The sequence below is a fragment of the Methylomonas sp. EFPC1 genome (genome assembly GCF_016925515.1).
In the GTDB taxonomy this organism is placed as follows: Bacteria; Pseudomonadota; Gammaproteobacteria; order Methylococcales; family Methylomonadaceae; genus Methylomonas; species Methylomonas defluvii.
The window spans coordinates 1247535-1269315 of sequence record NZ_CP070494.1; the positions used below are offsets into that span (position 1 = coordinate 1247535).

The window sequence follows — 21781 nt, forward strand, 5'->3', positions numbered from 1 at the left end:
TGTGCTAATGGACGAAAATAACGACGATGTGAAACGATTAGAAAGAAGAGAGTTATTACTTGCTGGTGCGGCTCTTTTAGCTGCATCAAGTACAGCAAGTGCATTTGACAGACCAGAGGGAAAACCAAAACCAACGAATGGTAGCAGAAATAGTTTTGTACCAAAACAACTTGGCGAAGACCTCGCTAGTAAGAGAAAAAAACCAATTTCGCCAACAGTAAATGAAAAAACTTCAGAAATCGAGAAAGATTCAGGAAATAAGATTGACTTCGGCCGTGACCCAACGAAGGATAGGCAACTTAGAGCGTACTTCGGACTTGAGCTTAATGATAAAATAAAACCTGAAAGGTTATTAGATAGATTTTCAAAGATAGATTCACAATTTTCATTTATTCCGAATGAATGGCCTCTACCATTCAACCGATTTCATATTGAAGTATTATTATCCACAGCTGGTCAGGACATCGATAAAGGATTAAACGAGCTATCAATATGGCAGGAAAAAGCATCACTTGCTGCAAACCTTGGCTTAGAGATGCTACATTATTTGAAATTAGATGAAATTCACCGAGCTGAGGAGGCAGCTGGATTTTATGATGTATCAAGTGAGTTAGCTATATCAGATAGAGTTTCGGAAGAAATAACTGCGTCTTTATCAAAAGCTGCTTATGAAAATTTGGATAATCTATTAAAGCAATATCAAAGTCTAGAACAAATTAATAAACAACTTACACTATCCCAGTTTTCAGCATGGCTTGGAGCATTGCCACACAATGCAGAGCCTAATGTAGGTAACGACCTAACTCATAGCGGCAATGGTTTTGATGCTAAGCCTACCTTTGAACACATGAAGGATATTGCGTTTGACCAGGGAATACCGCACCATTTAGCCAGTCAAATTCAACTTGCTCTTCAAAGTGACCAGCAGGAGTTCCAAAATTTGGCCGCGGAAGCCCGACTCAAAGCAAAAATAAAAAAAGAAAATTGGGAATTAAAAGATAAAGAATTCAGATCCCAACGCACACAGATTGCTAGAAACCTTGCTCAGATAAAACTACAAGCAGCTACTGAAAAAGGAGGAGCCCTTAATTTTGTAGAACAAATGCTGCCTATTCAAGATAGATTCAACAGAAATCTAAGTGATGCAGTAATTAGAATTGATAGTGCTAATCAAGGATTGTGTGATTTATTCGATTTCCCAATAAACATCCCAAGGCAATTAAAATCAGTTATCTCTTCTGCTCGCAGTGGGGATAATGTAAATGGGGCTAAAGTAGGATTATTTGATGAAGCTTTAATTTGGGTTAGAAACGCTCAAACATGGTATGAAGCCTTGATGCAGAGGGAGCAGAGTTATATTTTCAGCTTATCAATTCGTTCGTTATTTGCAGAAGAGTCATGGAAACAAACTTTAGCTTCCGGTAACTGGAGTTTTGAATTAGAGGAAGATCATTTTCCTGAACAACATTGTATTAGACTTAAGGGAATTAGTTGTTCTGTGATTGGTGGAAAAAAAGATGATATTTGGCTTGCCAGAATACTTCCTCCTCGTCAAGCCAGACATACGACACCATCAGGTAAGAGAGTTAATTTAACGCAATCTCATATAAGTCCTATCAGAATCGGAAGAATACAAACTAGAGATTCTGTACGTGAACCGGATGTAGTTGGCATTATGTCATTACATAACGCATCGCCAATAGGCGAATGGGATTTATCATTTTCACCAGTCAGTAGAACTAATGAGCATTTGTCAGAATTAGAAGATATTGTTCTTGACTTGCATATTGGATACTTTTCAAGGTGAATGAAAATGAAAAATAATAGAATTACAGGTGTAGCTATAATTATTATATCTGTATCATGCAGTCAGAATCCTCCCTTAGATATTCCTACATTGAGCATTCCACAAAGTATTAATGAGAAATCGGGATCTATAGAATTACTATCTGCTTCTGTGCAAATAAGTTGCTCGCTGAAAGATATTACAAACGAATATCAGAAAAAAATTAATGAATTCTCGAATTGGGCAATAAGTAACGGAAATAATTGCCTGTTAGAAAATCCAATAAAAGAGTGCGTTGACAGCATAAATTCTTGCATTTTAGATTACAATAACACTATCAATAGCACTCTGCACAAGATTTGTTTTTGGCAAACAGCATACGACCAAAAATTGTACATAGATAAAATAAGTCTCGCTAATTTTAAAGAAAATCATACGTGCAATAATGCTGCTGAGCATCCCAAAGCGATTGATTATATAAAACATTGAGCAAAACATTTAATTTTTTCATTGCAATCCTGTTTTACCTTCATCAAACATATGGGGTGTGTGGTGGCAATAATCACATTAACACATTGCCTCCTGGGGTTTATATTATCACTATAGGGTCTGGCGAGAGCATTTATGAAAAACTGGGCCATACCGCGCTTGCAGTAGTAAAGACAAATAATCCTCCCTATGTCTTTGATTATATGGTTGGCGATCCAACGATATGGATTGGGCTTCGATACTTTATATCCCGAATTGAGTTAATTCCTAGACGTAGAGATGGGTTAAATAGCCTATATGAATATATGGCAAACAATAGAGCCTTGAGTCTCGATAAACTTAATCTAGAATTAATAAATGAAGAGCGAATTATTGAGGCAATAGAATACGCAATAAAAGATAACAAGCATACGTATTTTAATATCTTTTATAACAATTGTACAACAAGGGTCATGAAATTGATATTTGACTCTAGCATTGAAAGCAGACATTTAACCAAAAATAAAGATAACGAGTCGTCATTATTTTTGAAAATATACAAAAATATGGTATTAATAGCATATCCTGGTGAAGCAAAGAGCCAAGATGATTTATTCACCCCAGAATCTCTGCATTCATTTTTAATAGAAAAAAAACTCGCAAGAAATTATATAGCTATTAATCCAGATATCGAAAAAAACAAAAATTGATATGCTTTAATCTTATATCGCATAAGTACTCATACAAAATTATCCAGGTGTTTTTAGATGAAGATATGAATATCGCTTTGCCTATACCTTATATCACTTCTAATGTTGCACAGGTATTGCTGTAGTTCGCTTGCGGAAGCTGACCACCATTTTGCAGGGTTATTAATGTACGAGTACTTAAATCTTAATAGAATAATTACTTTCTCGAACCTGCAGCAACAATCAATAAAAATCCCATCTGTTCTCGGTGGAGTACTGATACTTGGTTGATCCGGGGGCTGGTTGTAAAATCAAGTCCACATATTTACTGACCTGGATACGAACATCTCAGTCAGTTTCGCAACCTAAACCTGTCTATGGCGAGCAGTGTTTTTCAGTTTCCTGAATGTCGCATAATGTTAAGGGTTGTCGGATGCCTGCCCTTCACCGCATGACGATGCCGCTGCGAATGCCGCCGAGGGCAGGCGTCGGACAAGCCCCGAGGGAGGAAACCGCGGGCCACGCAGTGGAGAGTTAGATTGGGTAACAGTCTATGGGGATTTGAGGAGGGGCTGGGTCGCTGATGCGGTTAAAAGTCCCAGGAGTCGTAAGCCTAAGTCGAGCAAATGTCCCGACTTTACTCCAAAGTGGGCAATTTTTAGCGTACACACTGAGGGTGAACTTAGGTTTTTCCGCAAGCAGGCCAAGCGGTCCCGAGGTTGGCAAAAACCGACGAAGTAAGGATGTCGTGTTTCGCATTCGCCAAGTGGGTGTCATCATGGTACGCCTCCCAGTGGAGGTGGTGCCCGAATCAACGGCTTGCGCGCCAAGATTTCAATGATCATCATTGCCGCCCCGCAATCCGGGCAGACGAAGGTTGGCGGAGTTGTGTTTTCGGGCGCCTCAGCCATAGGATTCTTAGAGTCCACTTGAGCAGGCGCCGCTTTTAGCCGTTCACGTACCTGGGCCAGATGATTGCGACGCCCGCCATTGGCCAGCAAGCCAACATGGCGAATGCGGTGAAAGCCACTGGGCAGGACATGCAGCAAAAATCGCCGGATGAACTCATCCGGGCTGAGGGTCATGGTTTTATGCCGCGTCTTGCCTTTGGTCCGGTAGTCTTTCCAGCGGAAGGTGATGCCGCGTTCGTCCATGGTCAGCAGTCGTGAATTGGCAATGGCCACCCGATGGGTGTAGCGCGACAGATAGGCTAAGACGGCTTCGGGACCGGCAAACGGGCGTTTGGCATAAACCACCCATTCGCATTTGCGTAGCGGCTTGAGCCAGCCGGCAAAGACCGCCACGTCAGTCAGATGGGCGTACTCACCGAAGAACTGCAATTGTCCTGCCGCATGTGCTTTGCTCAGTTCTTCGAGAAACCGGCGTCGAAACAGCCGTGACAGCACTCTTACCGATAAAAAGAAGCCGCGCTTGCAGTTAATCCAGCGCTCACTGTCCAGCGACAACCCGCCGCCGGGTACGATGCCGTGCACGTGCGGATGATGGGTTAAGGCCGAACCCCAGGTATGCAATACCAGAGTGGCGCCGATCTGCGCGCCCAGATGTTTCGGATCGGCGGCAATGGTGCGTAAGGTTTCCGCCGCGATCTCAAACAGCAAGCCATAGATCACCGCTTTGTTGTAATAAGCGATGGCGCTGATCGGCGCCGGCAAGGTAAACACCACGTGGTAATACTCGACCGGCAACAGATCGGCCTGGCGGGCTTCGAGCCAGCGTTTGGCCGCGCTGGCCTGGCACTTCGGGCAATGTCGGTTACGGCACGAGTTGTAGGCGATATCTTGATGCTGGCAGGCCGGGCAACACAGCACATGACCACCCAATGTCGCGGTACGACACTGTTCGATGGCGGACATGACTTTCAGTTGGCCCAGGCTCAAGTGGCCATGCTGAGCCTCCCGCCAAGCCGATCCGTGGGCGCGGAAAATATCCGCCACCTCGAGCGCGGGGCGCCCCACGGGCGTACTCGACTACATTGACGGCAAAGTCTCGATCGGACTGACCACCTCCCGCAGAATATCGGTGGCCACCTGCGCATATAATGCCGTGGTCTCCAGCTTCTTGTGACCGAGCAATACCTGTATCACCCGGATGTCGACCTTCTGCTCCAGCAAGTGGGTTGCAAAGCTATGCCTCAGCGTATGCATCGATACCCGCTTGTCTAAGCCACACTTCGCCTTTTGAATTAATTGGTTCTATTGAGATTATTCTCCAAACACACGCAAAATTTGTATGACTTAAGTGAATCAGCATTCCTCGGTGCAGTTGTCCTACAGGAATGGGTTGACCTACATTGTGACGATTTTTGTAAAAACCACTTGCCATGCGATAACCTTTTTCTGTGTAGATAAAAGTAATTAAGCAATTTCGGTATATCTCCCAACTAAATGTAACGGCTCTCATATGAAAACGGTCGGCATCGCATTTATCGTTAATTCCAGCTCGAATTAACCGCAGACGAAGCTCGATAGGTGCCGTACGAAGCAAGGCGCATCTATTTGGCGCACCTTATCGCGTTAATGCGACTATTCTCCGGTCATTTATTTCGAGAATATGCAACACCCGCGAACGCCAATAGCCCAATCCCCAAGAACCACGCTATATTACCGCTGGCTTCTGCTGAGGCTTTTTGGTTTTTGAAATCATAGCTCGCCTTAAGTTTATCGGCTTCGTGTGATTGAGAACGCGGGATATAATACGCGTCACGATCCTGGTTTCTAGGTCTGTGTTCTGCTACCGTTCTTCTTGATTCAGAGTTTGGAATATCTCGTTTTAATCTGGCGATCTCTAGCTGAAATTCACGCATTCGATTTTCATGCTGTAATCGCTGAAGCTCAGCTTGTTGCCGAAGTTCAAGCATTTGATTTTCATGCTGTAATCGCTGAATTTCAGCTTGTCGCAGTATATCGTCTCTTTGTCGCCTCAATACTAGCTGTTGATATTCATTTGCTAACATCGTTGTTTGTAATTGTGAGGTTACAACCGATTGGTCATTGTTATCGATTAAAGCACTGTTCTGGGCACTCTCAAGCGCTGGCTCAGTGCTGCGATAAAAGCGCTGTTTTCGGATATGTGTTGCAGATGCTGTATAAGTAACAGGCACGCCATCCTGTCTGATCATAAATTACCCCAAATTGTAATTCCCCCCCCATGATTAATGATTTAGATACTTTTTGGAGGTAGAAAAGCATCTAAATGTAATACGAAAATTGATATCAAACGCCGGCGTAAAGTCGGCGGATATCACGCTCCAAATTTTTAAGTCCTCGCCAGTCGCTTCCGGAAGTGGGGGCAATAACGAATCGGCCCGTGTCGGGGTTGCCAAGTCGAATATGCCGTTTCGTCCGCGAAATGGTCAACCGCGCATACTTACGCAAAAGTTGACGCAGCTCTTTGTCAGGGATCGATGTCTTCATATGTTTGCGAACCTTTGCATTGTCGTTGGAGTTAGTGGATGAAACTCTGGCTGCGCCTTTTGTTCAGCGATTGGTCTGCACGATAAACCGATGTGAATAAATTTGCAACTCAATGCGATTAATTGCAACGATTGCAATACAGTTGCATAGATATAAAAAATGCATACAATAGCCATCATTCCAATCATGGCGGAGCTATCGTGAGCAAACCAATCACATCATCCAAGAAGTTCGGGGAGTCCGAGGAGTTCACATCCTTCGACAAGATCGCCTCCAAGCTGCAAGAGAAATGGCCGGACGTATTCAAAGGGCCAAATGAGGAAAATGGCATTACGAAACGTTCGTTGGCCGCCAAGATAAGCGAACTGGATCGCGGTAAGTCCACGTGGTGGCGGAAACGTGAAGCCGAAACTGATTGTCTTGTCGAATTGCTGGGCTTAGATCGCGACGAGTTGGGCCTAGATCAAAAAACCGGCCGGCATATTTTCGCCTTGTCGGCGCTCCCCGACTGCCCGCCGTTGGATCTGATGCGCGAAGACGGCTGGGACATTGCTAAGGCAGTACTGCTGTCGGAGGATTACCCACAAAACGAGCCCGTTGCCTCTGCCCTCTATACCAAGCCAACGCTTGATGCTTGGTTGTCTTCCCAAGGCAGCCTTTATCCCAGTAAAAAAGTCGAATCGTTGTATGTGCCAGACGAAACGGAGTATCAGTTGTTGACGCGTACACTTGCACCGATTTCGAGATTGGTGCTTGGTATCAAGAGTTGCTCTGGTTTCGCAACACGGTGGCCATGCCACCGAAGATTGACTTGCATCATGCCAACGTCGATATTGCGTTTACCTTGATCCATCAATTGATTGAGCAATGCTTCGGCTTCCTGCTGGCTGCCAGGAATATAGGCGTTGCCAGCGTTATTGATGGCCCAGGGCGAGGGTATGACTTTATTCTGGTCATCGTTTTTTCGCGATTCGGTGAGCGCAACGGCATAGAGAATGTAGGGGTCAATGCCATGTCTCCGAGCAACTTGGCCCCACAGCGTGTTCCGTAATGTGGTTTTTGAACCAGGAGACTGTTGGTTGCTGCTGTTTATTTGAATGGCTCCATTAGCCATTGATTCCATGGGTTGGCTGATGATGCAAAAGCCGACAATCATGCCAATCCGAAAATGCTTAACAACATTTTGAAATGGAAACTGAAGCTTAAGATTTTTTGAAGGAATATTGCACATCGCAAGCTCGCCGTAATGGTTTTGATGCGAGTTTACGACGTTGCCAAAAATTCTATACGCTCGAAAAACCGCTCTTTTCGCGGTTTTTCGCTGGTCCTCTGAATTTGGCCTTGCTTGATCTTGCGGTCGGTACGGAGCGTGATGACTGGAGCGGACTGAAGTTGGATTAAGTTTAAATGTGCAACCAGGATGTTTTTATGGCGCGATTTTTGGTTTAATGACATATTAAATGGCGCATTAAAACTAATCGCGACACCAAAAATTAAATCATGCCAAAAATAGTCCCATCAGAAGAGCTGGAACGAATCGAAAAGCTGATTGCTCAATATCCCGAAGGTATTGGCGCGAAAGACATTGCGCAATGGCTAGATTTCGAAATTAAGGGCCGCACTTTACAACGTCGATTGGCCACATTGGTGGCAGAGCGTCGCATTGTTAGCGAAGGCGATGGACGAGCACTGAAGTATAAAGTCGTAAAGCCTGGTACGGGTATCGCCACAGTTGATGGTGTGGATGACTCAAACCGGCATGGCGTTGACGAAGTTTACATTCCCATTTCGCTTGAAGGCGAAGAGATCAAGTTCTTTATTCGTCAACCACGAACTCAAAGGCCTCCCGTCAGCTACCAACCGGATTTCCTGGGGCAGTACTATCCAAACCACACCTATTACTTATCAGCTGGTTTACGCGAACAATTACATACCTTGGGCAGGTCGCCGTCTGAGCAAACCCCGGCAGGAACGTTTGCCCGTGACATTCTGAATCGCCTGCTCATCGACCTTTCTTGGGCTTCGTCCCGCTTGGAAGGCAATACCTACAGTCGACTGGATACTGAACGCTTGATTGAGTTCGGTCAGGCGGCTGAAGGCAAGGATGTTATGGAAACCCAGATGATCCTCAATCACAAGTCGGCCATTGAATATTTGGTACGGGATACCGAGCATGCCGGCGTTACGGCCGAAACCATTGTTGCCTTACATGCTTTTTTATCGGATGGTTTGTTGGCGGACCCGATGAGTTGTGGTCGCCTGCGTAATCGGGCGGTCGATATTGGGGGTAGTGTATATTTGCCTATTGCGATGCCGCAACGGATTGAAGAGTTGTTCGGGATTGTCATGACCATGGCGGCGGAAATCGCCGATCCGTTTGAACAATCGTTTTTCCTGATGGTGCATTTGCCCTACTTGCAGCCTTTCGAAGACGTCAACAAACGGGTTTCGCGGTTGGCGGCCAATATCCCGCTGATTCAACACAATCTTTGTCCACTGTCCTTTATCGATGTGCCTCAACAGGCTTACGTGGACGCGGTCCTCGGTGTCTATGAGCTGAATCGAATTGAATTGTTGAGAGATGTCTATATTTGGGCTTACGAGCGTTCCTGTCAGCAATACGTCGCCGTGCAACAGCAGCTCGTGCCGCCGGACATCGTTAGATTACGTTACCGAAACGAACTGGCCGAGGTTATAAGAGCCATTGTCCGGGATGGACTGGCGACAGATGCAGCATCAATCTCGGCAGGCATTCCAAATTCTGTGTCCCAGGAAGACAAGCAGAAATTCATTATTTTGATACAAAACGAACTCAAAACGTTACATGCAGGAAATGCTATCCGTTTCGGCTTGCGTCCTCTGGAGTTTTCGGTATGGCAGGAAAAAGGAATAAAACTCATTGATTGAATTAAATCAAAAAATAATTAATGGCTAATTTATTGTTGATCTAATAAAAATCAACTGAACGTATTTTTATGAGCATTCAACTCGATTAAGTGATTTTCCCATTTTAATAAAGCGCTTCGTTTTTCTTGTAGATAATCATATCTATCATAATGTTTTGAGCTTACGTCATTTAGAGCATGATTTTGTATCCTATCTCTAATGCTTTTTTCTATGCCAATTTCTCCCATACGAGTTTTTACTGTTCTTCTTAAATCTCTCGGTGTAAAAGTATCTATGCTGTTTATTCGAGTTATTGCGTGCGCCAAAGATGTTTTGTGTATCGGTTTTTCTTCATTATATCGGCTTGGAAAAAGATAGTCAGAGTTTCCAGAATATGGCCATAATTCATTAAGTAATTTTTTAGCCAACGGAGTAATAGGCAATATCAGCCAGCGTTCGTTTTTCACGCGTTCTGGCGGGGCGCTCCAAATCATGGCTTCAAAATCAAACTCATGTTTCATTGCGCCGCAGAGTTCCCAAGAACGGCAGCCATATAGGAGTAGTAATTTTGTAGCTAGATGGAATTGCTCATGAAGGCATGTTTCGTTCCAAAGCACTTTGATTTCGGCAAATGATAATGCTCTTTCTCCAGCAACTTCGGCATTGGTATCTTTTGGAATTGCATCAACAGGGTTGGCTTGTATTTGAAAGGTAAAATCATTTGATAGGTTTTTGGGGTCGTTATCATGATAAACGCCTAATTCAAATGCTCTTCTTAAGTAGGACCGAATCCGATTAGCCTGAACATTCGAGCCTCGCGAAATAATGGTGTAAAGTATTTTCCTTATATGGGCTGGAGTTACGTCTTTAGCTTGTAAGTCCAAAATGTCTTTACAGTTGTAATGAAGATCGGCCTCGACTTTTTCAAAAGTTCGCTTTCCTGAATCAACCATGTGCTTGATGTAGTAATCAAACAAATCAGCTACGCTGCCAAGTCTCAGCTCAATGCGGGATTGTGGGTCAACTCCGCGATCGATCTCCCGTCTCAGTTCACGACACTTATCTCTTGCCTCAGATAGACTAATCGATGGATACCGGCCCAGGTTTGCGAATTTTTGTTTACCATCTGGACCTGCATACTGAATAAAAAAGGTTACGCTTCCAGCTGGCGTCACTTTGACGCCCAAGCCTTTATCGGGCCCTTTTTCATAAAGTCTATATGCCGACGGTTTTGCCTTAAGTCCTTTGATCGATTTGTCAGTAAACATAATTTCGTGGTCACTTTGTGGTCACTTGAATTCCGCAACATAAGGTCACAGAATGAAACAACCATAAACGGAAGATGTTATAAAGTTCAATATAATCGGGCATTTAGGAATGTTCTGCAACCTGCAGAAATACGTGGTAACATGGTCTTTAGCGACTGTTAATCACTAGGTCGGCGGTTCGAGCCCGTCCGGGGGAGCCAAATAATTAAGGCCTCACATGTAAATGTGGGGCTTTTTTTTTGCCCGCTCCGGACCTCCGCTGATCCGAGGGGCGTCTAGCTTCATCCAGTTCTGTCTATCTGATTCGAATATCCAAATTCGGTTTGGAATCAGATCAGCAACCCATTCAACGTGAAATCGACCTACTGATAAAATCCAGGGCAAGGATTTTTTAATGGGTTTGATAGACTATTACCCATCGGACGCCGTTTCCAATTAATTCTAAGATAGGGAAAGTCACCAAAAATGAGCTACAACGAAGCTGAAACCCGTTATTGGTTGATCGATCCCGTTCTGCGCGATAAAGGCTACGACGACGCCGGCAAGCTAAAATTGGAAACACCTGCACCGGTGGAAGCCATCGGCCACAAAGGCCGAAGACGCCCCGGCGGCGGTCGCACTGATTATCTACTTTGCGTACAAACGCCCGATGCCACCAAACCGCTCCCCGTCGGTGTGCTGGAAGCCAAAAAGGAAGAGGCCGACCCGCTGCAAGGCATGCAGCAAGCCAAGGCCTACGCGGAATGTAGTCGCTTTCATGTGCAATACGTATTTGCCACCAACGGCCATCGTTATGGTGAGTTTGATAAAACTACCGGCTTGCAAACCGGGCCGCATGTGTTCAAAGAACACTTTCCAACGCACACCGCGCTAACCCAGCGCTACCTCAACGACACCGGTATCGACCTGCATAAACCGGAAGCGGCGCTGTTATTCACCGCCGACAGCAAAGCCTATCCCAAGAGCCGCTATTACCAGGATGCCGCGATTCGCGCCGTGTTCGAGAAGATCCTGCATTGCGAACGGGCACAAAAGCCGTGTCGTGTTTTGCTGGCACTGGCCACCGGCGCCGGTAAAACGGTGATTGCCGCCAACTTGCTGTGGCGCCTGCAACAAGCCCAACGCCTGACCAAGCCTGCATTATTTTTGTGTGACCGCGACGAACTGCGCACCCAAGGCTATAACAAACTGAAAGCGGCCTTTGGCGATAGCGCCCGCATCGTCGAAACCGCCAGCGGACAAAACGCCGCCAAAAACGCCCGCGTGCATATCGCCACCTATCAAACCTTGGGTTTGGATGACGAAGAATCCGGCGCCAGCAGTTTTTTAACCGATCACTATCCGCCCGATGCCTTCAGCGTCATCATCATTGACGAATGCCATCGCTCCGCCTGGGGCCGTTGGTCGGAAGTCTTGCTGCGTAATCCTAACGCGGTGCAAATCGGCTTGACCGCCACGCCGCGCCAGTTACGCGAATCCAAACAGCAAACCGCCGACGATGCCGCTATCACCGCCAACAATCTCAAATACTTCGGCGAACCGGTCTACGAATACACCTTGATCCAAGCGCAAGAAGACGGCTACCTCGCCGCCTGCGAAATCGTCAAACGCCAGGCCAGTATCGACAACATCAGCTATACCAAGCAACAAATACTCGACCTCAAACCCACCGACCTTCGCACCGGCAAACCCATTTGCGAGACGGATTTAAAAAAAGACCTCTACACCGCCAAAGACTTCGACGACGAAATCTTTATCGAGCTGCGCACTCCTGCGATGTGCGCAGACTTGTTCGAGCAGCTCTGCCGCCACGGCGGCCCCGAACAAAAAGTGATTATTTTCTGCACCCGCGACATTCATGCTGATCGCGTCGTGCAACAGATGAACAACCTGTACAGCCGATGGTGCAAACAGCACGGCAAAACCCCGAAAGACCTGTACGCCTTTAAATGCACCAACAAAGGCGGCCGCGACCTGATCCAGCCCATGCGCGGCTCCGGCGAACGCGCTTTCATCGCCTGCACGGTCGATCTGCTGGCAACCGGCGTCGACATCGAACGCCTCAATGCCGTGGTGTTCTTCCGCTACCTGGAATCCAGCATCTTGTTTTACCAAATGGTCGGACGCGGCACCCGCATCGACGAAGACACCCAAAAATACAAATTTTGGCTCTACGACTACACCGGCGTCACCGACTTATTCGGCACCGATTTCATCACCGCGAACAGCTCGGGCAAAAAGCAAAAGCCGGGCGGCGATGATGAAGATGACGAGGATGACGGCGGTGATGATGGCGATGGAGGACAAGGCCATCAACCCTCGGTAGCGGAGATCAAAGGCCAATACGTCAGTGTCACCCCGCAAGGCCGTTACATTCTGACCCGCCGCGATGGCCGCGACGTGCAAATCCCCAGCGACGAATACCGTCGGGAAATCCTGCAGCGCGTGGTCAGCGAAGCGCACGACCTCAACCAGTTTCGGCAATTGTGGATAGAAGCCAAAAAACGCCGGCAATTGATAGACCATCTGCTGGGCGACCATTACTCGCCGGAGGTACTGCGCGAACTGGAAGACATGCAGGATTTTGATTATTACGACATCTTCGCCCACCACGGCTACCGCGCCCAAGCCTTGAAGCAACCGCAACGCGGCCAGGCTTATATCGACAGTAATCAAGCCTGGTTCAACGCCATGCCAAGCGACAGCGCCATGGTGTTGCGCGGCTTTGGTCAGCAATTTTCGCTGGGCGGCACCGAAGCATTGGAAACGCCGACGCTGTGGGACGTGCCGGACATTCAGCAGGCGGGTGGTTTGGCGGCGTTGAAAAAACTGGGAAAACCGGTGGAGGTGATCTTGCAGGCTAAGGGAAGGTTGTTTGGAGTATGAGCAATAAGGCATTGATGAAATTATCCGACTTAGCTGATGTTATTTCAGGTTTTGCATTTGACAGTAAGTGGTTTGGGAAAGGAATTAAAAAAGTAATTCGAATTTCAGATTTAGTAGGCGGCTCCATTAATTTGGTTAACGCAACTACTTTTGATCATGTTGCCAACCCTATTTCTGAGCAATTTATAGCTAAATCGCGCGATGTGCTTATTGCACTATCAGGTGCAACAACCGGAAAAATTGGAGTTGTTACAGATAAGGAAGAAGGTGCTTACGTAAATCAACGTGTGGCAATTGTTAGGGGTAAATCTCAAGAAGCGAAAGATTGGCTACCGTACTTATTGATGAGTGACGTTACCAAACAACTCGTGCTTACAGCTGGAGGGGCTGCCCAATCAAATCTAAGTATCAATGATCTAAAAGATTTACGGATACCTGATTTGTTAGCAACGCAACAAAGTAAAATCGCCAACAATCTCAAAACCCAACTCGCCGAAGTCGAAACCGCGCGGCAGGCTTTAGAAATCCAACAGCAAGAAATTATCAAACTTGCCAATGCCTATATTCGCGAAAGCATAGAACATTCCGATGTTAGCGAATGCCTGTTAGGTGATGTTCTGGATGAAGTGAAAAAGGGCATTGGTGAACATTGGGCCGATTACCCGGTATTGGGTGCAACCCGTGATGGCTTGGCCCCGGCCAAGGAGCCGCCGGGTAAACAACCGCAACGTTATAAACCGGTTTTCTCCGGCACCGTGTTTTACAATCCAATGCGTATCCTGATCGGCTCGATTGCCTTTGTCGATGACGACGATCAGCCCGGCATCACCAGCCCGGATTACGTGGCGTTGCAGGGCAAGCCGGGAATAGTCGACTCCCGCTGGTTTTATTACTGGCTACGTTCGCCTTTCGGTGTGCAGTGCATCAATTCGCTGGCGCGCGGTGCGGTACGCGAACGGATGTTGTTTAATCGCCTTGCAGAAGGCTTCATTCAACTGCCACCATATTCCGAGCAAGTCCGAATATCCGCTGCGCTGAAACAATTGCAACCGGTCAAGGCGGCCATTAAACAACAGCTCGACGACTTGAACAAAATCCCTGAACGGTTGCTGGCTAAGGCCTTCGATTTTAATCACGAAAGGAGATCGTCATGACCACCAAACATATCGCCGAAAAGCACCACGCAACCTTCGAGAGCATTCGTCACTTGGATGACGACGGCAATGAGTATTGGCATGCTCGTCAACTGGCTGTTGTGTTGGAATATTCACAATATCGTCATTTCTTGCCGGTTTTAGAACGCGCCAAGGAAGCTTGTAGGAATAGCGGGCAAGACGTTGCCGACCATATTGAGGATGTCCTCACAATGGTCGAAATCGGCTCTGGCGCAAAACGGGAAGTAGCGGATGTACGCTTATCACGCTATGCCTGCTATCTGGTGGTGCAAAACGGCGACCCCAGCAAGCCGGTGATTGCCAATGGCCAAACTTATTTTGCCATGCAGACTCGGCGGCAGGAATTGGCGGATGACGAACAGTTCGCCCGGCTTTCCGAAGATGAAAAACGTTTGGCCATTCGTAATGAGCTGGCTTTACATAACAAACATCTGGCCGCCGCGGCCAAGGATATTCACGCTCGTAAAGGTTTGAAAAAAAGCCAGAAAATTCTGGATCACATGGGTAGCACCGAGTTGGCCGCAAACTTGTTTCGCGCCACCCAAACCGAAGAAAAACTGAAACGCGACCAAGTCAAAGGTAAACGGCAGGCCAACCAAACGCACTTGGAAGTGGGTAAAAAAGTCCGTCAGACTATTAAAGATTTGGGTGGGACAATGCCGGAAGCACTGCCTACGCCGGGAAAAAGTATTAAGCAAATTGAATCGGCGCGGAAGAAACTGATCAAGTCCGACGATACTAATGAGTAATTTGAATCTATGAGGATAGAAATTATGTTGCAACAACAGCTGATTGAAGAAATCAAACAAATTCCCAGCGATAAGCTGGGCGAGATTTACGATTTGGTGCATTACTTTCGCCTGGGTTTGGAGCGAGAAGCATCGCAGCCTGCTGCTACCGGACAACGACGTCCCATAGGCCTGGCCAAAGCCAGTTTTAAAGTGCCGGATAGTTTTTTTGCACCGTTACCAGCGGATTTGCTGGATGAATTTGAAGGGCGCTAAGTGAACGTTTTATTGGATACCTGTGCTTTTCTCTGGTTGGCCAGCGATGACGCGGCATTGAGCGAAAAGGCCAAGACCGTGTTTCAAGATCCTGATAACACGGTGTTGTTAAGTAGCGTGTCGATTTGGGAAGTGTTGGTCAAGCATCAGTTGGGAAAGTTGCCACTACCTCTGGCACCCGAAGCGTTTGTTCGCCAACAATGCCGCGACCATTTGATCGATTATTTGCCACTGGATGAAAAGGCCGTTTTCCAATTAAGTCGCTTGCCAACCTTGCACCGCGATCCTTTTGATCGCATGTTGATATGCCAAGCGATGGCACATGATTTGGTTATTTTGACTGCCGATGGTCTGATTAGCCAGTATCCCGTCGCGACGTTGTGGTGAGAAAAAACATGCTTGAAAAAGTTAAATCGGCACGCCGCGCAAAAGCCCCCAAAGCCATCGCCTCCACGCAATCTCTGTCGTCTTTCGTCAAAGCCATTTGCGACGTGATGCGCCGTTCCAACTGCGCCAGCGCCTTGCAATATGTGCCGGAACTGACCTGGATTCTGTTTTTGCGCATTCTCGATGCCCAGGAGCAAAAAGCCCTGGAACAAGCGGAAGCCTTGGGCAACGATTATTCGCCGGCTTTGCGGGCGCCGTATCGCTGGCAGGATTGGGCGGCACCGTATTCCGAGAAGCCGGATGCGCCGAAAACGCCGGAAGGTTATCGGTTTGGTTGGAAGCGGCAAGCCTTGTTCGAAGCCGGTGAAGGCAGTCTGTTCGATTTCATCAATAACCAATTGCTGCCGCATCTGCATCGGCTGGATGTCGATCCGCGTACTCAACTGCCTAACGCCGGCGCCAGCCCGAAGCAGCGCGTGATTGGCCGTATCATGACGGCGGTGGAAAAGGTGCGCGTGGATAGCGAAACCAATCTGTGCGACATTTTCGATAAGGTGCATGAAATCCACATCGATCATATCGACGACACCCATTTCTTTACCCTGTCGCAAGTCTATGAAGACTTGCTGCTGAAAATGGGCGAAAAGAACTCGGACGGCGGCCAGTTCTTCACGCCGCGCGAAGTGATTCGGGCGATGGTGAATGTGCTCGATCCGCAGCCGGGCGAAACGGTGTATGACCCGTGTTGCGGCACCGGCGGCTTTTTGGCGGTGGCTTACGAGCATATCGCCTATCAACTAGGGCAGTCGCCGGCCTCGACGGTGTTGGAAACGCTGAAGCACGATACGTTTTTCGGTCGGGAAAAGGAAAATCTGGTATTTCCCATCGCCTTAGCCAATCTGATTCTGCACGGCATAGACCAGCCCAATCTCTGGCACGGCAACACGCTGACCGGCAAGCAAACCTACGACGGTTTATTCGAGCAAGCGCCGGCAACCTTTGATGTGATCCTGACCAATCCGCCGTTTGGCGGCAAGGAAGGCTCGGACGCGCAGAAAAACTACGATTTTGAAACCGGCTCCACGCAAGTGTTGTTTGTGCAGCATATCCTGGACGAATTGAAAGCGCCGCTGGACGGTAAGCCGGGCGGGCGCTGCGGTATCGTGCTGGACGAGGGTTTGCTGTTTCGCACCAACGAAAGCGCCTTCGTGGAAACCAAACGCAAATTGGTGGATGAATGCGATTTGTGGTGCATCGTTAGTTTGCCGGGTGGGGTGTTTTCGACGGCTGGCGCGGGCGTTAAAACCAACCTGCTGTTTTTCCGCAAAGGCAGCAAAACCGAGCGCATTTGGTATTACGATTTGTCGCAAGTCAAAGTCGGTAAAAAGTCGCCGATGACGTTGGCGCATTTCGGTTTTGATCGACACGGCGGTCTATTGAGCGATGCCGAATTGCCGTCCACACTGACGGCCGACTGGCTGGCGGTGGAAGAAAATAAAGACAAGCTATTCCCGTCGTTTGCCCGTTTGCTGGCGAAACACGGCACGCCGGAAGCCGACAGCGATTTTTCCTGGACGGTCGATTTCGCCGCCCGCCGCGCCAAAGCCCGCGCAGACCTACAGCCCTTTATCGACGAAGCTAACCGGCTAACCGAAGAACTATTGCCGTTACGGGAAACCTTGAAGGCATTAAAACGCGACAAAGCCGGCAAGAACAAAATCGCCGCCGCGGAAGATGCGATTAAAACCAAGGAAAAAGCCATCCGCGAAGCCCAGGCCAAAGCCAGCGACATCGACGCCGCCGTTTTCGACCTGAAAGCTGTGAATCCGCATGCCAAAGCCGTTACTGATACCCGCACCGTACAGCAGATTATCGACAACATCAATCATCAAGGCGAGATAGTCGCGCGGGCTATGGCGAATTTGACAGCCATGATCTAACGCTGTGTCGTTCCGAGTGCATGGTAATAACCTGGGTTTGTAACATCGAACGAAGGACTTATGCATTTTGCTCAAGTGCTAGGAATTCTTGTAAATGCTGTTGAACTCGCTTTTTGTCACATTGATGTCATAAGGTATTTGTAAGCTAAAGCTTCAAATAAATAAAAATATGAGTCAGGAAAATGAGCGAATTTTTCAACAAAAAGCCGATGGAGCTTTTGGAGATTGAACAAGTGGTTAACGAATTGATGGAAGACCTGAGCCACCCGGTGAATAACAAAAGACATCCTTACCATCGAGATTGTGTTCAAGCGTTTAATGATTTGATGGCACATGCGGACACTATTCGCCAGCACTGGGCTTCTCATTAGAACGTTCTCTCTGAGTTCTAAGTTCATCGGTCATGCTCACGCCAGAAGTAAGCGCGCGGTTTTGGATTGGCTGTCGCGTAGGTATAGGATTACGCTAATGATTGTTGTAGATCAAAAAATCCTTTATTTTTAAGCCTATAGTGGCTACGTCTTCACAGCACAATAGGTTCGGAAATACGATGACGGCAGAGCTGCAACTTAAACGTTACCATGTCTTTTTTGAAGATCTTACGCACCCTGGATTCGGTTGCCATCGCGATGAATCCGGCGTCGTAACGATCACGCTCCATCGATTACGCTTATCTATTTACGGTCGGACATTCAACCGCCGTTGGAAGTAATCTCTAAATAGCGCGCTGAACAGCCTCTGCCGCATTCTGTAGAGGCCATGGCGTGTTGCAGTTCTTGAATCGTGGTCTTTAGGGCTTTCAGTTTATGGTTTTGACTGGCTTAGCCATCCCAACTTTCCCGGTAGTAGTCATTGGCATTTGGCCTGAATCGATTTTGCCGTGGGCCGACACCTGTTCGTCTAATTTTCAATGTTGACTATAATTTCCAGCGATTCCAGTTCAGTTTCAGGATACCTGGGGCTTCAAGCCATTGCGGCTGTTCTGGCGGTGCGGTGAATCTTTATTGGGAAGACAAAATCATGGTGAAGCGCTTAACGGGGTATTTATGTGTTGTGTTTTTTACCGGCTGTGCAACGCTTAGCCAACAAGACTGCAAGCGGGGTGATTGGTTTGGTTTAGGGGTTCAAGACGGCCGTTCTGGAGAGGCGAGTGAGCGGTTGAGCGAACACCGAAAGGCATGCTCCGAATACGGTGTGGCGGTGAATGATTCGCAGTATTTTGCTGGCCGCGAACAGGGTATAAGAGAATACTGTCGTATCGATAACGCTTTTGAAGTGGGGTTGCAAGGCCATGATTACCGCCATGTTTGCCCGCCATCGATTGATGGTGTATTCAGCCGTTACCACGCAGCGGCTTACGCTGTACATAGAGAACGCGCCGAATTGGATAGGATAGATAACGAACTTTCCACCAAAGAAATCAGCTTGGGGGATAACAAGTTAAACGACAAAGACCGGGCCAGAATTCGTAACGATATAAGTCAACTGCGGCGTAACCGAGACCGGGCTAGGGATGATCTTTACTACCACGAACGGCAACTCAACGAGTTCCGCCATGAGTCTCAGTCTTATCGATGAGTGGCTTCTTGGGATTCCGGGAGGATTCGTTGCAATTATCCGGATTAAGCACAGATAACTCGTTAGCAAAACGCGGTATCTGTTAGGCAAGCTGGGCATTGATAATTTTTTGAATTAACTCTGCCTTTAACTTGCCTGGCAGCGTTTTTGCCTTTAACTCATTTTCTCGGTTCGGGTTTTCCGCTGCTTAGTCTTTCCTGCTTGTCTTTCTCGAACTCGTGTTTAACGAAAAACAGGCCACCCATCAAGCCCAACAGCATTACGACTTCCAGTATTTCTCTCATCATTTCAGCCACCTTTCGTTTAGGAAAAAGCCTTGTTACTTAAGTGGGGTAACTAACGATTTTTTGGACGGGCTACAAGCATAGGTTTTTACAACATTAGTTTCCCTCGCCAGACAGATTACCCTGGGAATTTGCATAGTCAATGATGAAGCTGATAGTCAAATTAGCGGCTTACTGCAACAGCGGCAATAAACTCACCATGCCCCAGGCTATGCCGCCGGCGGCGGGAATCGTCAGAACCCAAGCCCAAACAATCCGTTCGATCACGGAAAGTTTCAGGGTATAGGGATTTTTGGCAAAACCGACACCCATGATCGCAGTGGAGATACTATGCGTAGTGGAAACCGGCATGCCGAAATGTGCGGCGGCCAATAGAATGGTGGCGGAGCTGGTTTCCGCCGCGAAGCCGTTGATTGGGTGCAGCTTGACCATTTTGTGGCCAAGGGTTTTGATAATCCGCCAGCCGCCCACCGACGTGCCGAGCGCCATGATCAAGGCGCAACTGAAGACGATCCAGGTGTCGATGTCCTTCTCGCCGCCGTCCGGACGTAGGAACTCCGCCCAACTGGGCAACTGATCGAGCGTGCCGGCGTTATTGGCCGCAAAAATGGCCAGTGCAATGATGCCCATGGTTTTTTGTGCATCGTTGCTGCCGTGGGCAAAGCCCATATAACCGGCCGATAGCAATTGTGCTTTTCCGAACAGCGCATTGATCCATCTCGGCCGCGAGATTTGCGCCATGACACCGCCGGCGGAATTCATGCCGCTGATGATCGCCATCAACAAACCCATGATCAAAATGCCCAAGGTAAAGCCGGCAATCGGCGAGCTGATCATCGGAATCACCACTTTCCAGAGCAGGCCTTTGTTTTCGGTCCACACCAATGCGGTTTTCGACCATATCAACACATCGGGATTATTGTGCCCCGCCGCCAGGGCCGCGCCGCATAAGCCGCCGATCAAGGCGTGGCTGGAAGAAGAGGGCAAGCCCAAGGCCCAGGTGATCAGATTCCAGATAATTGCTCCGGTCAGTGCGCAAATCAACACTTCGGAGGTAATCGTCACCATGCCGGTATCGACCAGTCCTGAGGAAATGGTTTTGGCTACCGCGGTGCCGGATAAGGCGCCGACCAGATTGGTCACGGCAGCCAGGATCACCGCCTGGGTGGGGGTTAATACTTTGGTGGCGACTACCGTGGCAATCGAGTTGGCCGTGTCGTGGAAACCGTTGACGAACTCGAATATCAGCGCCGCCAGAATGACCAGCAAAAGCAATGTCAGCATGACGGAGCCACTAAGAATTTTTTAATACGATGTGGTAAACCACGTTGCCGGCATCGCGACAGCGGTCAATGGCTTTTTCCAGGATTTCGAACAAATTGGTTTTTACCAGATAACGGATCGGATCGGTTTCGTTGGCGTAGACGTCGCGATACAGCTCAAGTATCTGTTCGTCGGCTTCCGCTTCAATCGTTTGCAGTTGATCGTTTAGTCGTTTGACTTCGTCCAAATCCATGCCTTTGCGCAGTTGACCAACCATTTGTTCCAAAACTTGGCAGGCTTGTTCCAGCATGACAGCGCGGCTGTTGAAATCGACATCGCCGATCCGCTCCGATGCCAGCGTATAACGCTCGGCAAATTTTTCGACGACTTTCGGAATCTTATACAGCGCGCCGTTTAGGGCTTCGATATCCTCGCGGTCCAGGACGGTCACGAAGGTATTGACTAATTCTTCGCTGATTTGGCCGAATAAATTCTTTTCCCGGCGCCGCGCCTGTTTAAATTTTTCTAATGACTGTTGGGTGGTGGGTGTGCTTAGTAGTTCTATCAAGGCTTTGGCCGAGGCGTGTGCCGATTCCGCACTAGCTTCAAGCAATCCATAAAATTTATCGCCTTTGCCAAAGATGGTTTGTAGAGAGAACATGGTGTACCTTAATTGTGACGGTTTTGTTGCATATTGTATAACAGCGTGGCGGCATGTGCAGAAACTGTCGGC

At 47.9% G+C, this 21781-nt stretch carries 20 protein-coding genes; 13 read left to right on the plus strand and 7 right to left on the minus strand.

The features are described 5' to 3' along the window. The first annotated feature begins 7 nt into the window (after positions 1-7). The 3 genes from JWZ98_RS05940 to JWZ98_RS05950 are packed head-to-tail and all read left to right on the plus strand — an operon-like array spanning position 8 to position 2964. A complete protein-coding gene (locus JWZ98_RS05940; RefSeq protein WP_205453626.1) occupies positions 8-1807 on the plus strand; it encodes a phage tail tape measure protein in 1800 nt (599 codons plus the stop codon). Between the two features lie 6 nt (positions 1808-1813). Next, entirely contained in the window at positions 1814-2275 is a 462-nt protein-coding gene (locus JWZ98_RS05945) for a hypothetical protein (protein WP_205453627.1), read from the plus strand. Then, complete coding sequence (locus JWZ98_RS05950) at positions 2272-2964, plus strand: DUF4105 domain-containing protein (RefSeq protein WP_205453628.1); 693 nt, start codon at positions 2272-2274, stop codon at positions 2962-2964. The genes JWZ98_RS05945 and JWZ98_RS05950 overlap by 4 nt, the downstream gene beginning before the upstream one ends. A gap of 755 nt (positions 2965-3719) precedes the next feature. Here JWZ98_RS05950 and JWZ98_RS05955 read toward each other — a convergent pair. The 3 genes from JWZ98_RS05955 to JWZ98_RS05965 form a co-directional block, all read right to left on the minus strand. Further along, positions 3720-4919 carry an IS91 family transposase gene (locus JWZ98_RS05955; protein ID WP_205453629.1) on the minus strand — a complete coding sequence of 400 codons (1200 nt, stop codon included), beginning with the start codon at positions 4917-4919 and terminating at the stop codon, positions 3720-3722. 12 nt (positions 4920-4931) lie between these two features. Continuing rightward, the gene (locus JWZ98_RS05960; protein WP_275899218.1) at positions 4932-5147 is read right to left on the minus strand and encodes a tyrosine-type recombinase/integrase; all 216 of its coding nucleotides are present in this window, start codon (positions 5145-5147) and stop codon (positions 4932-4934) included. A 350-nt stretch (positions 5148-5497) separates the two neighbouring features. Continuing rightward, complete coding sequence (locus JWZ98_RS05965) at positions 5498-6082, minus strand: hypothetical protein (RefSeq protein WP_205453630.1); 585 nt, start codon at positions 6080-6082, stop codon at positions 5498-5500. A 495-nt stretch (positions 6083-6577) separates the two neighbouring features. Here JWZ98_RS05965 and JWZ98_RS23485 point away from each other — a divergent pair, with 495 nt between their 5' ends. After that, entirely contained in the window at positions 6578-7225 is a 648-nt protein-coding gene (locus JWZ98_RS23485) for a hypothetical protein (protein WP_346015189.1), read from the plus strand. 652 nt (positions 7226-7877) lie between these two features. Further along, positions 7878-9284: a Fic family protein gene (locus JWZ98_RS05975; protein ID WP_205453632.1), complete on the plus strand. Its 1407-nt coding sequence runs from the start codon at positions 7878-7880 to the stop codon at positions 9282-9284. A gap of 50 nt (positions 9285-9334) precedes the next feature. On the opposite strand, the gene JWZ98_RS05980 is transcribed toward JWZ98_RS05975, so the two are convergent. Beyond that, entirely contained in the window at positions 9335-10531 is a 1197-nt protein-coding gene (locus JWZ98_RS05980; protein WP_205453633.1) for a site-specific integrase, read from the minus strand. A 465-nt stretch (positions 10532-10996) separates the two neighbouring features. Here JWZ98_RS05980 and JWZ98_RS05985 point away from each other — a divergent pair, with 465 nt between their 5' ends. From JWZ98_RS05985 to JWZ98_RS06020, 8 genes are all read left to right on the plus strand, one after another. Beyond that, positions 10997-13417 (plus strand): DEAD/DEAH box helicase family protein, encoded by a 2421-nt coding sequence (locus tag JWZ98_RS05985; protein ID WP_205453634.1) that lies wholly within the window; start codon positions 10997-10999, stop codon positions 13415-13417. Beyond that, the gene (locus tag JWZ98_RS05990; protein WP_205453635.1) at positions 13414-14571 is read left to right on the plus strand and encodes a restriction endonuclease subunit S; all 1158 of its coding nucleotides are present in this window, start codon (positions 13414-13416) and stop codon (positions 14569-14571) included. The genes JWZ98_RS05985 and JWZ98_RS05990 overlap by 4 nt, the downstream gene beginning before the upstream one ends. Beyond that, entirely contained in the window at positions 14568-15341 is a 774-nt protein-coding gene (gene dinD, locus JWZ98_RS05995; protein WP_205453636.1) for a DNA damage-inducible protein D, read from the plus strand. Before JWZ98_RS05990 ends, dinD begins: the two co-directional genes overlap by 4 nt. Positions 15342-15365: 24 nt before the next feature. Next, entirely contained in the window at positions 15366-15596 is a 231-nt protein-coding gene (locus tag JWZ98_RS06000; RefSeq protein ID WP_033157925.1) for a hypothetical protein, read from the plus strand. Further along, on the plus strand, positions 15597-15983 hold the full coding sequence (locus JWZ98_RS06005) for a type II toxin-antitoxin system VapC family toxin (protein ID WP_205453637.1): 387 nt from the start codon (positions 15597-15599) through the stop codon (positions 15981-15983). Between the two features lie 8 nt (positions 15984-15991). Beyond that, positions 15992-17923: an N-6 DNA methylase gene (locus tag JWZ98_RS06010; RefSeq protein ID WP_205453638.1), complete on the plus strand. Its 1932-nt coding sequence runs from the start codon at positions 15992-15994 to the stop codon at positions 17921-17923. A 182-nt stretch (positions 17924-18105) separates the two neighbouring features. After that, positions 18106-18294, plus strand: coding sequence for a hypothetical protein (locus tag JWZ98_RS06015; protein WP_033157922.1), 189 nt, complete (start codon positions 18106-18108; stop codon positions 18292-18294). A 622-nt stretch (positions 18295-18916) separates the two neighbouring features. Then, the gene (locus tag JWZ98_RS06020; protein ID WP_205453639.1) at positions 18917-19501 is read left to right on the plus strand and encodes a DUF2799 domain-containing protein; all 585 of its coding nucleotides are present in this window, start codon (positions 18917-18919) and stop codon (positions 19499-19501) included. Between the two features lie 158 nt (positions 19502-19659). Here the strand turns inward: JWZ98_RS06020 and JWZ98_RS23370 are convergent, their stop codons facing one another. From JWZ98_RS23370 to JWZ98_RS06030, 3 genes are all read right to left on the minus strand, one after another. Beyond that, entirely contained in the window at positions 19660-19788 is a 129-nt protein-coding gene (locus tag JWZ98_RS23370) for a hypothetical protein (RefSeq protein ID WP_275899183.1), read from the minus strand. A 168-nt stretch (positions 19789-19956) separates the two neighbouring features. Further along, positions 19957-21069, minus strand: coding sequence for an inorganic phosphate transporter (locus JWZ98_RS06025; RefSeq protein WP_033157921.1), 1113 nt, complete (start codon positions 21067-21069; stop codon positions 19957-19959). A 10-nt stretch (positions 21070-21079) separates the two neighbouring features. Next, positions 21080-21709: a hypothetical protein gene (locus JWZ98_RS06030; protein WP_033157920.1), complete on the minus strand. Its 630-nt coding sequence runs from the start codon at positions 21707-21709 to the stop codon at positions 21080-21082. Positions 21710-21781: the final 72 nt, after the last annotated feature.

Bases quoted from the DNA above. Each gene is read 5' to 3' on its own strand.
- JWZ98_RS06030 (WP_033157920.1), bottom strand. From the start codon at position 21,709: ATGTTCTCTCTACAAACCATCTTTGGCAAAGGCGATAAATTTTATGGA.
- JWZ98_RS06000 (WP_033157925.1), top strand. From the start codon at position 15,366: ATGTTGCAACAACAGCTGATTGAAGAAATCAAACAAATTCCCAGCGAT.
- JWZ98_RS23370 (WP_275899183.1), bottom strand. From the start codon at position 19,788: ATGATGAGAGAAATACTGGAAGTCGTAATGCTGTTGGGCTTGATGGGT.
- JWZ98_RS06010 (WP_205453638.1), top strand. From the start codon at position 15,992: ATGCTTGAAAAAGTTAAATCGGCACGCCGCGCAAAAGCCCCCAAAGCC.
- dinD (WP_205453636.1), top strand. From the start codon at position 14,568: ATGACCACCAAACATATCGCCGAAAAGCACCACGCAACCTTCGAGAGC.
- JWZ98_RS06025 (WP_033157921.1), bottom strand. From the start codon at position 21,069: ATGCTGACATTGCTTTTGCTGGTCATTCTGGCGGCGCTGATATTCGAG.
- JWZ98_RS05980 (WP_205453633.1), bottom strand. From the start codon at position 10,531: ATGTTTACTGACAAATCGATCAAAGGACTTAAGGCAAAACCGTCGGCA.
- JWZ98_RS06015 (WP_033157922.1), top strand. From the start codon at position 18,106: ATGAGCGAATTTTTCAACAAAAAGCCGATGGAGCTTTTGGAGATTGAA.
- JWZ98_RS05985 (WP_205453634.1), top strand. From the start codon at position 10,997: ATGAGCTACAACGAAGCTGAAACCCGTTATTGGTTGATCGATCCCGTT.
- JWZ98_RS05990 (WP_205453635.1), top strand. From the start codon at position 13,414: ATGAGCAATAAGGCATTGATGAAATTATCCGACTTAGCTGATGTTATT.
- JWZ98_RS05965 (WP_205453630.1), bottom strand. From the start codon at position 6,082: ATGATCAGACAGGATGGCGTGCCTGTTACTTATACAGCATCTGCAACA.
- JWZ98_RS05975 (WP_205453632.1), top strand. From the start codon at position 7,878: ATGCCAAAAATAGTCCCATCAGAAGAGCTGGAACGAATCGAAAAGCTG.
- JWZ98_RS05945 (WP_205453627.1), top strand. From the start codon at position 1,814: ATGAAAAATAATAGAATTACAGGTGTAGCTATAATTATTATATCTGTA.
- JWZ98_RS05940 (WP_205453626.1), top strand. From the start codon at position 8: ATGGACGAAAATAACGACGATGTGAAACGATTAGAAAGAAGAGAGTTA.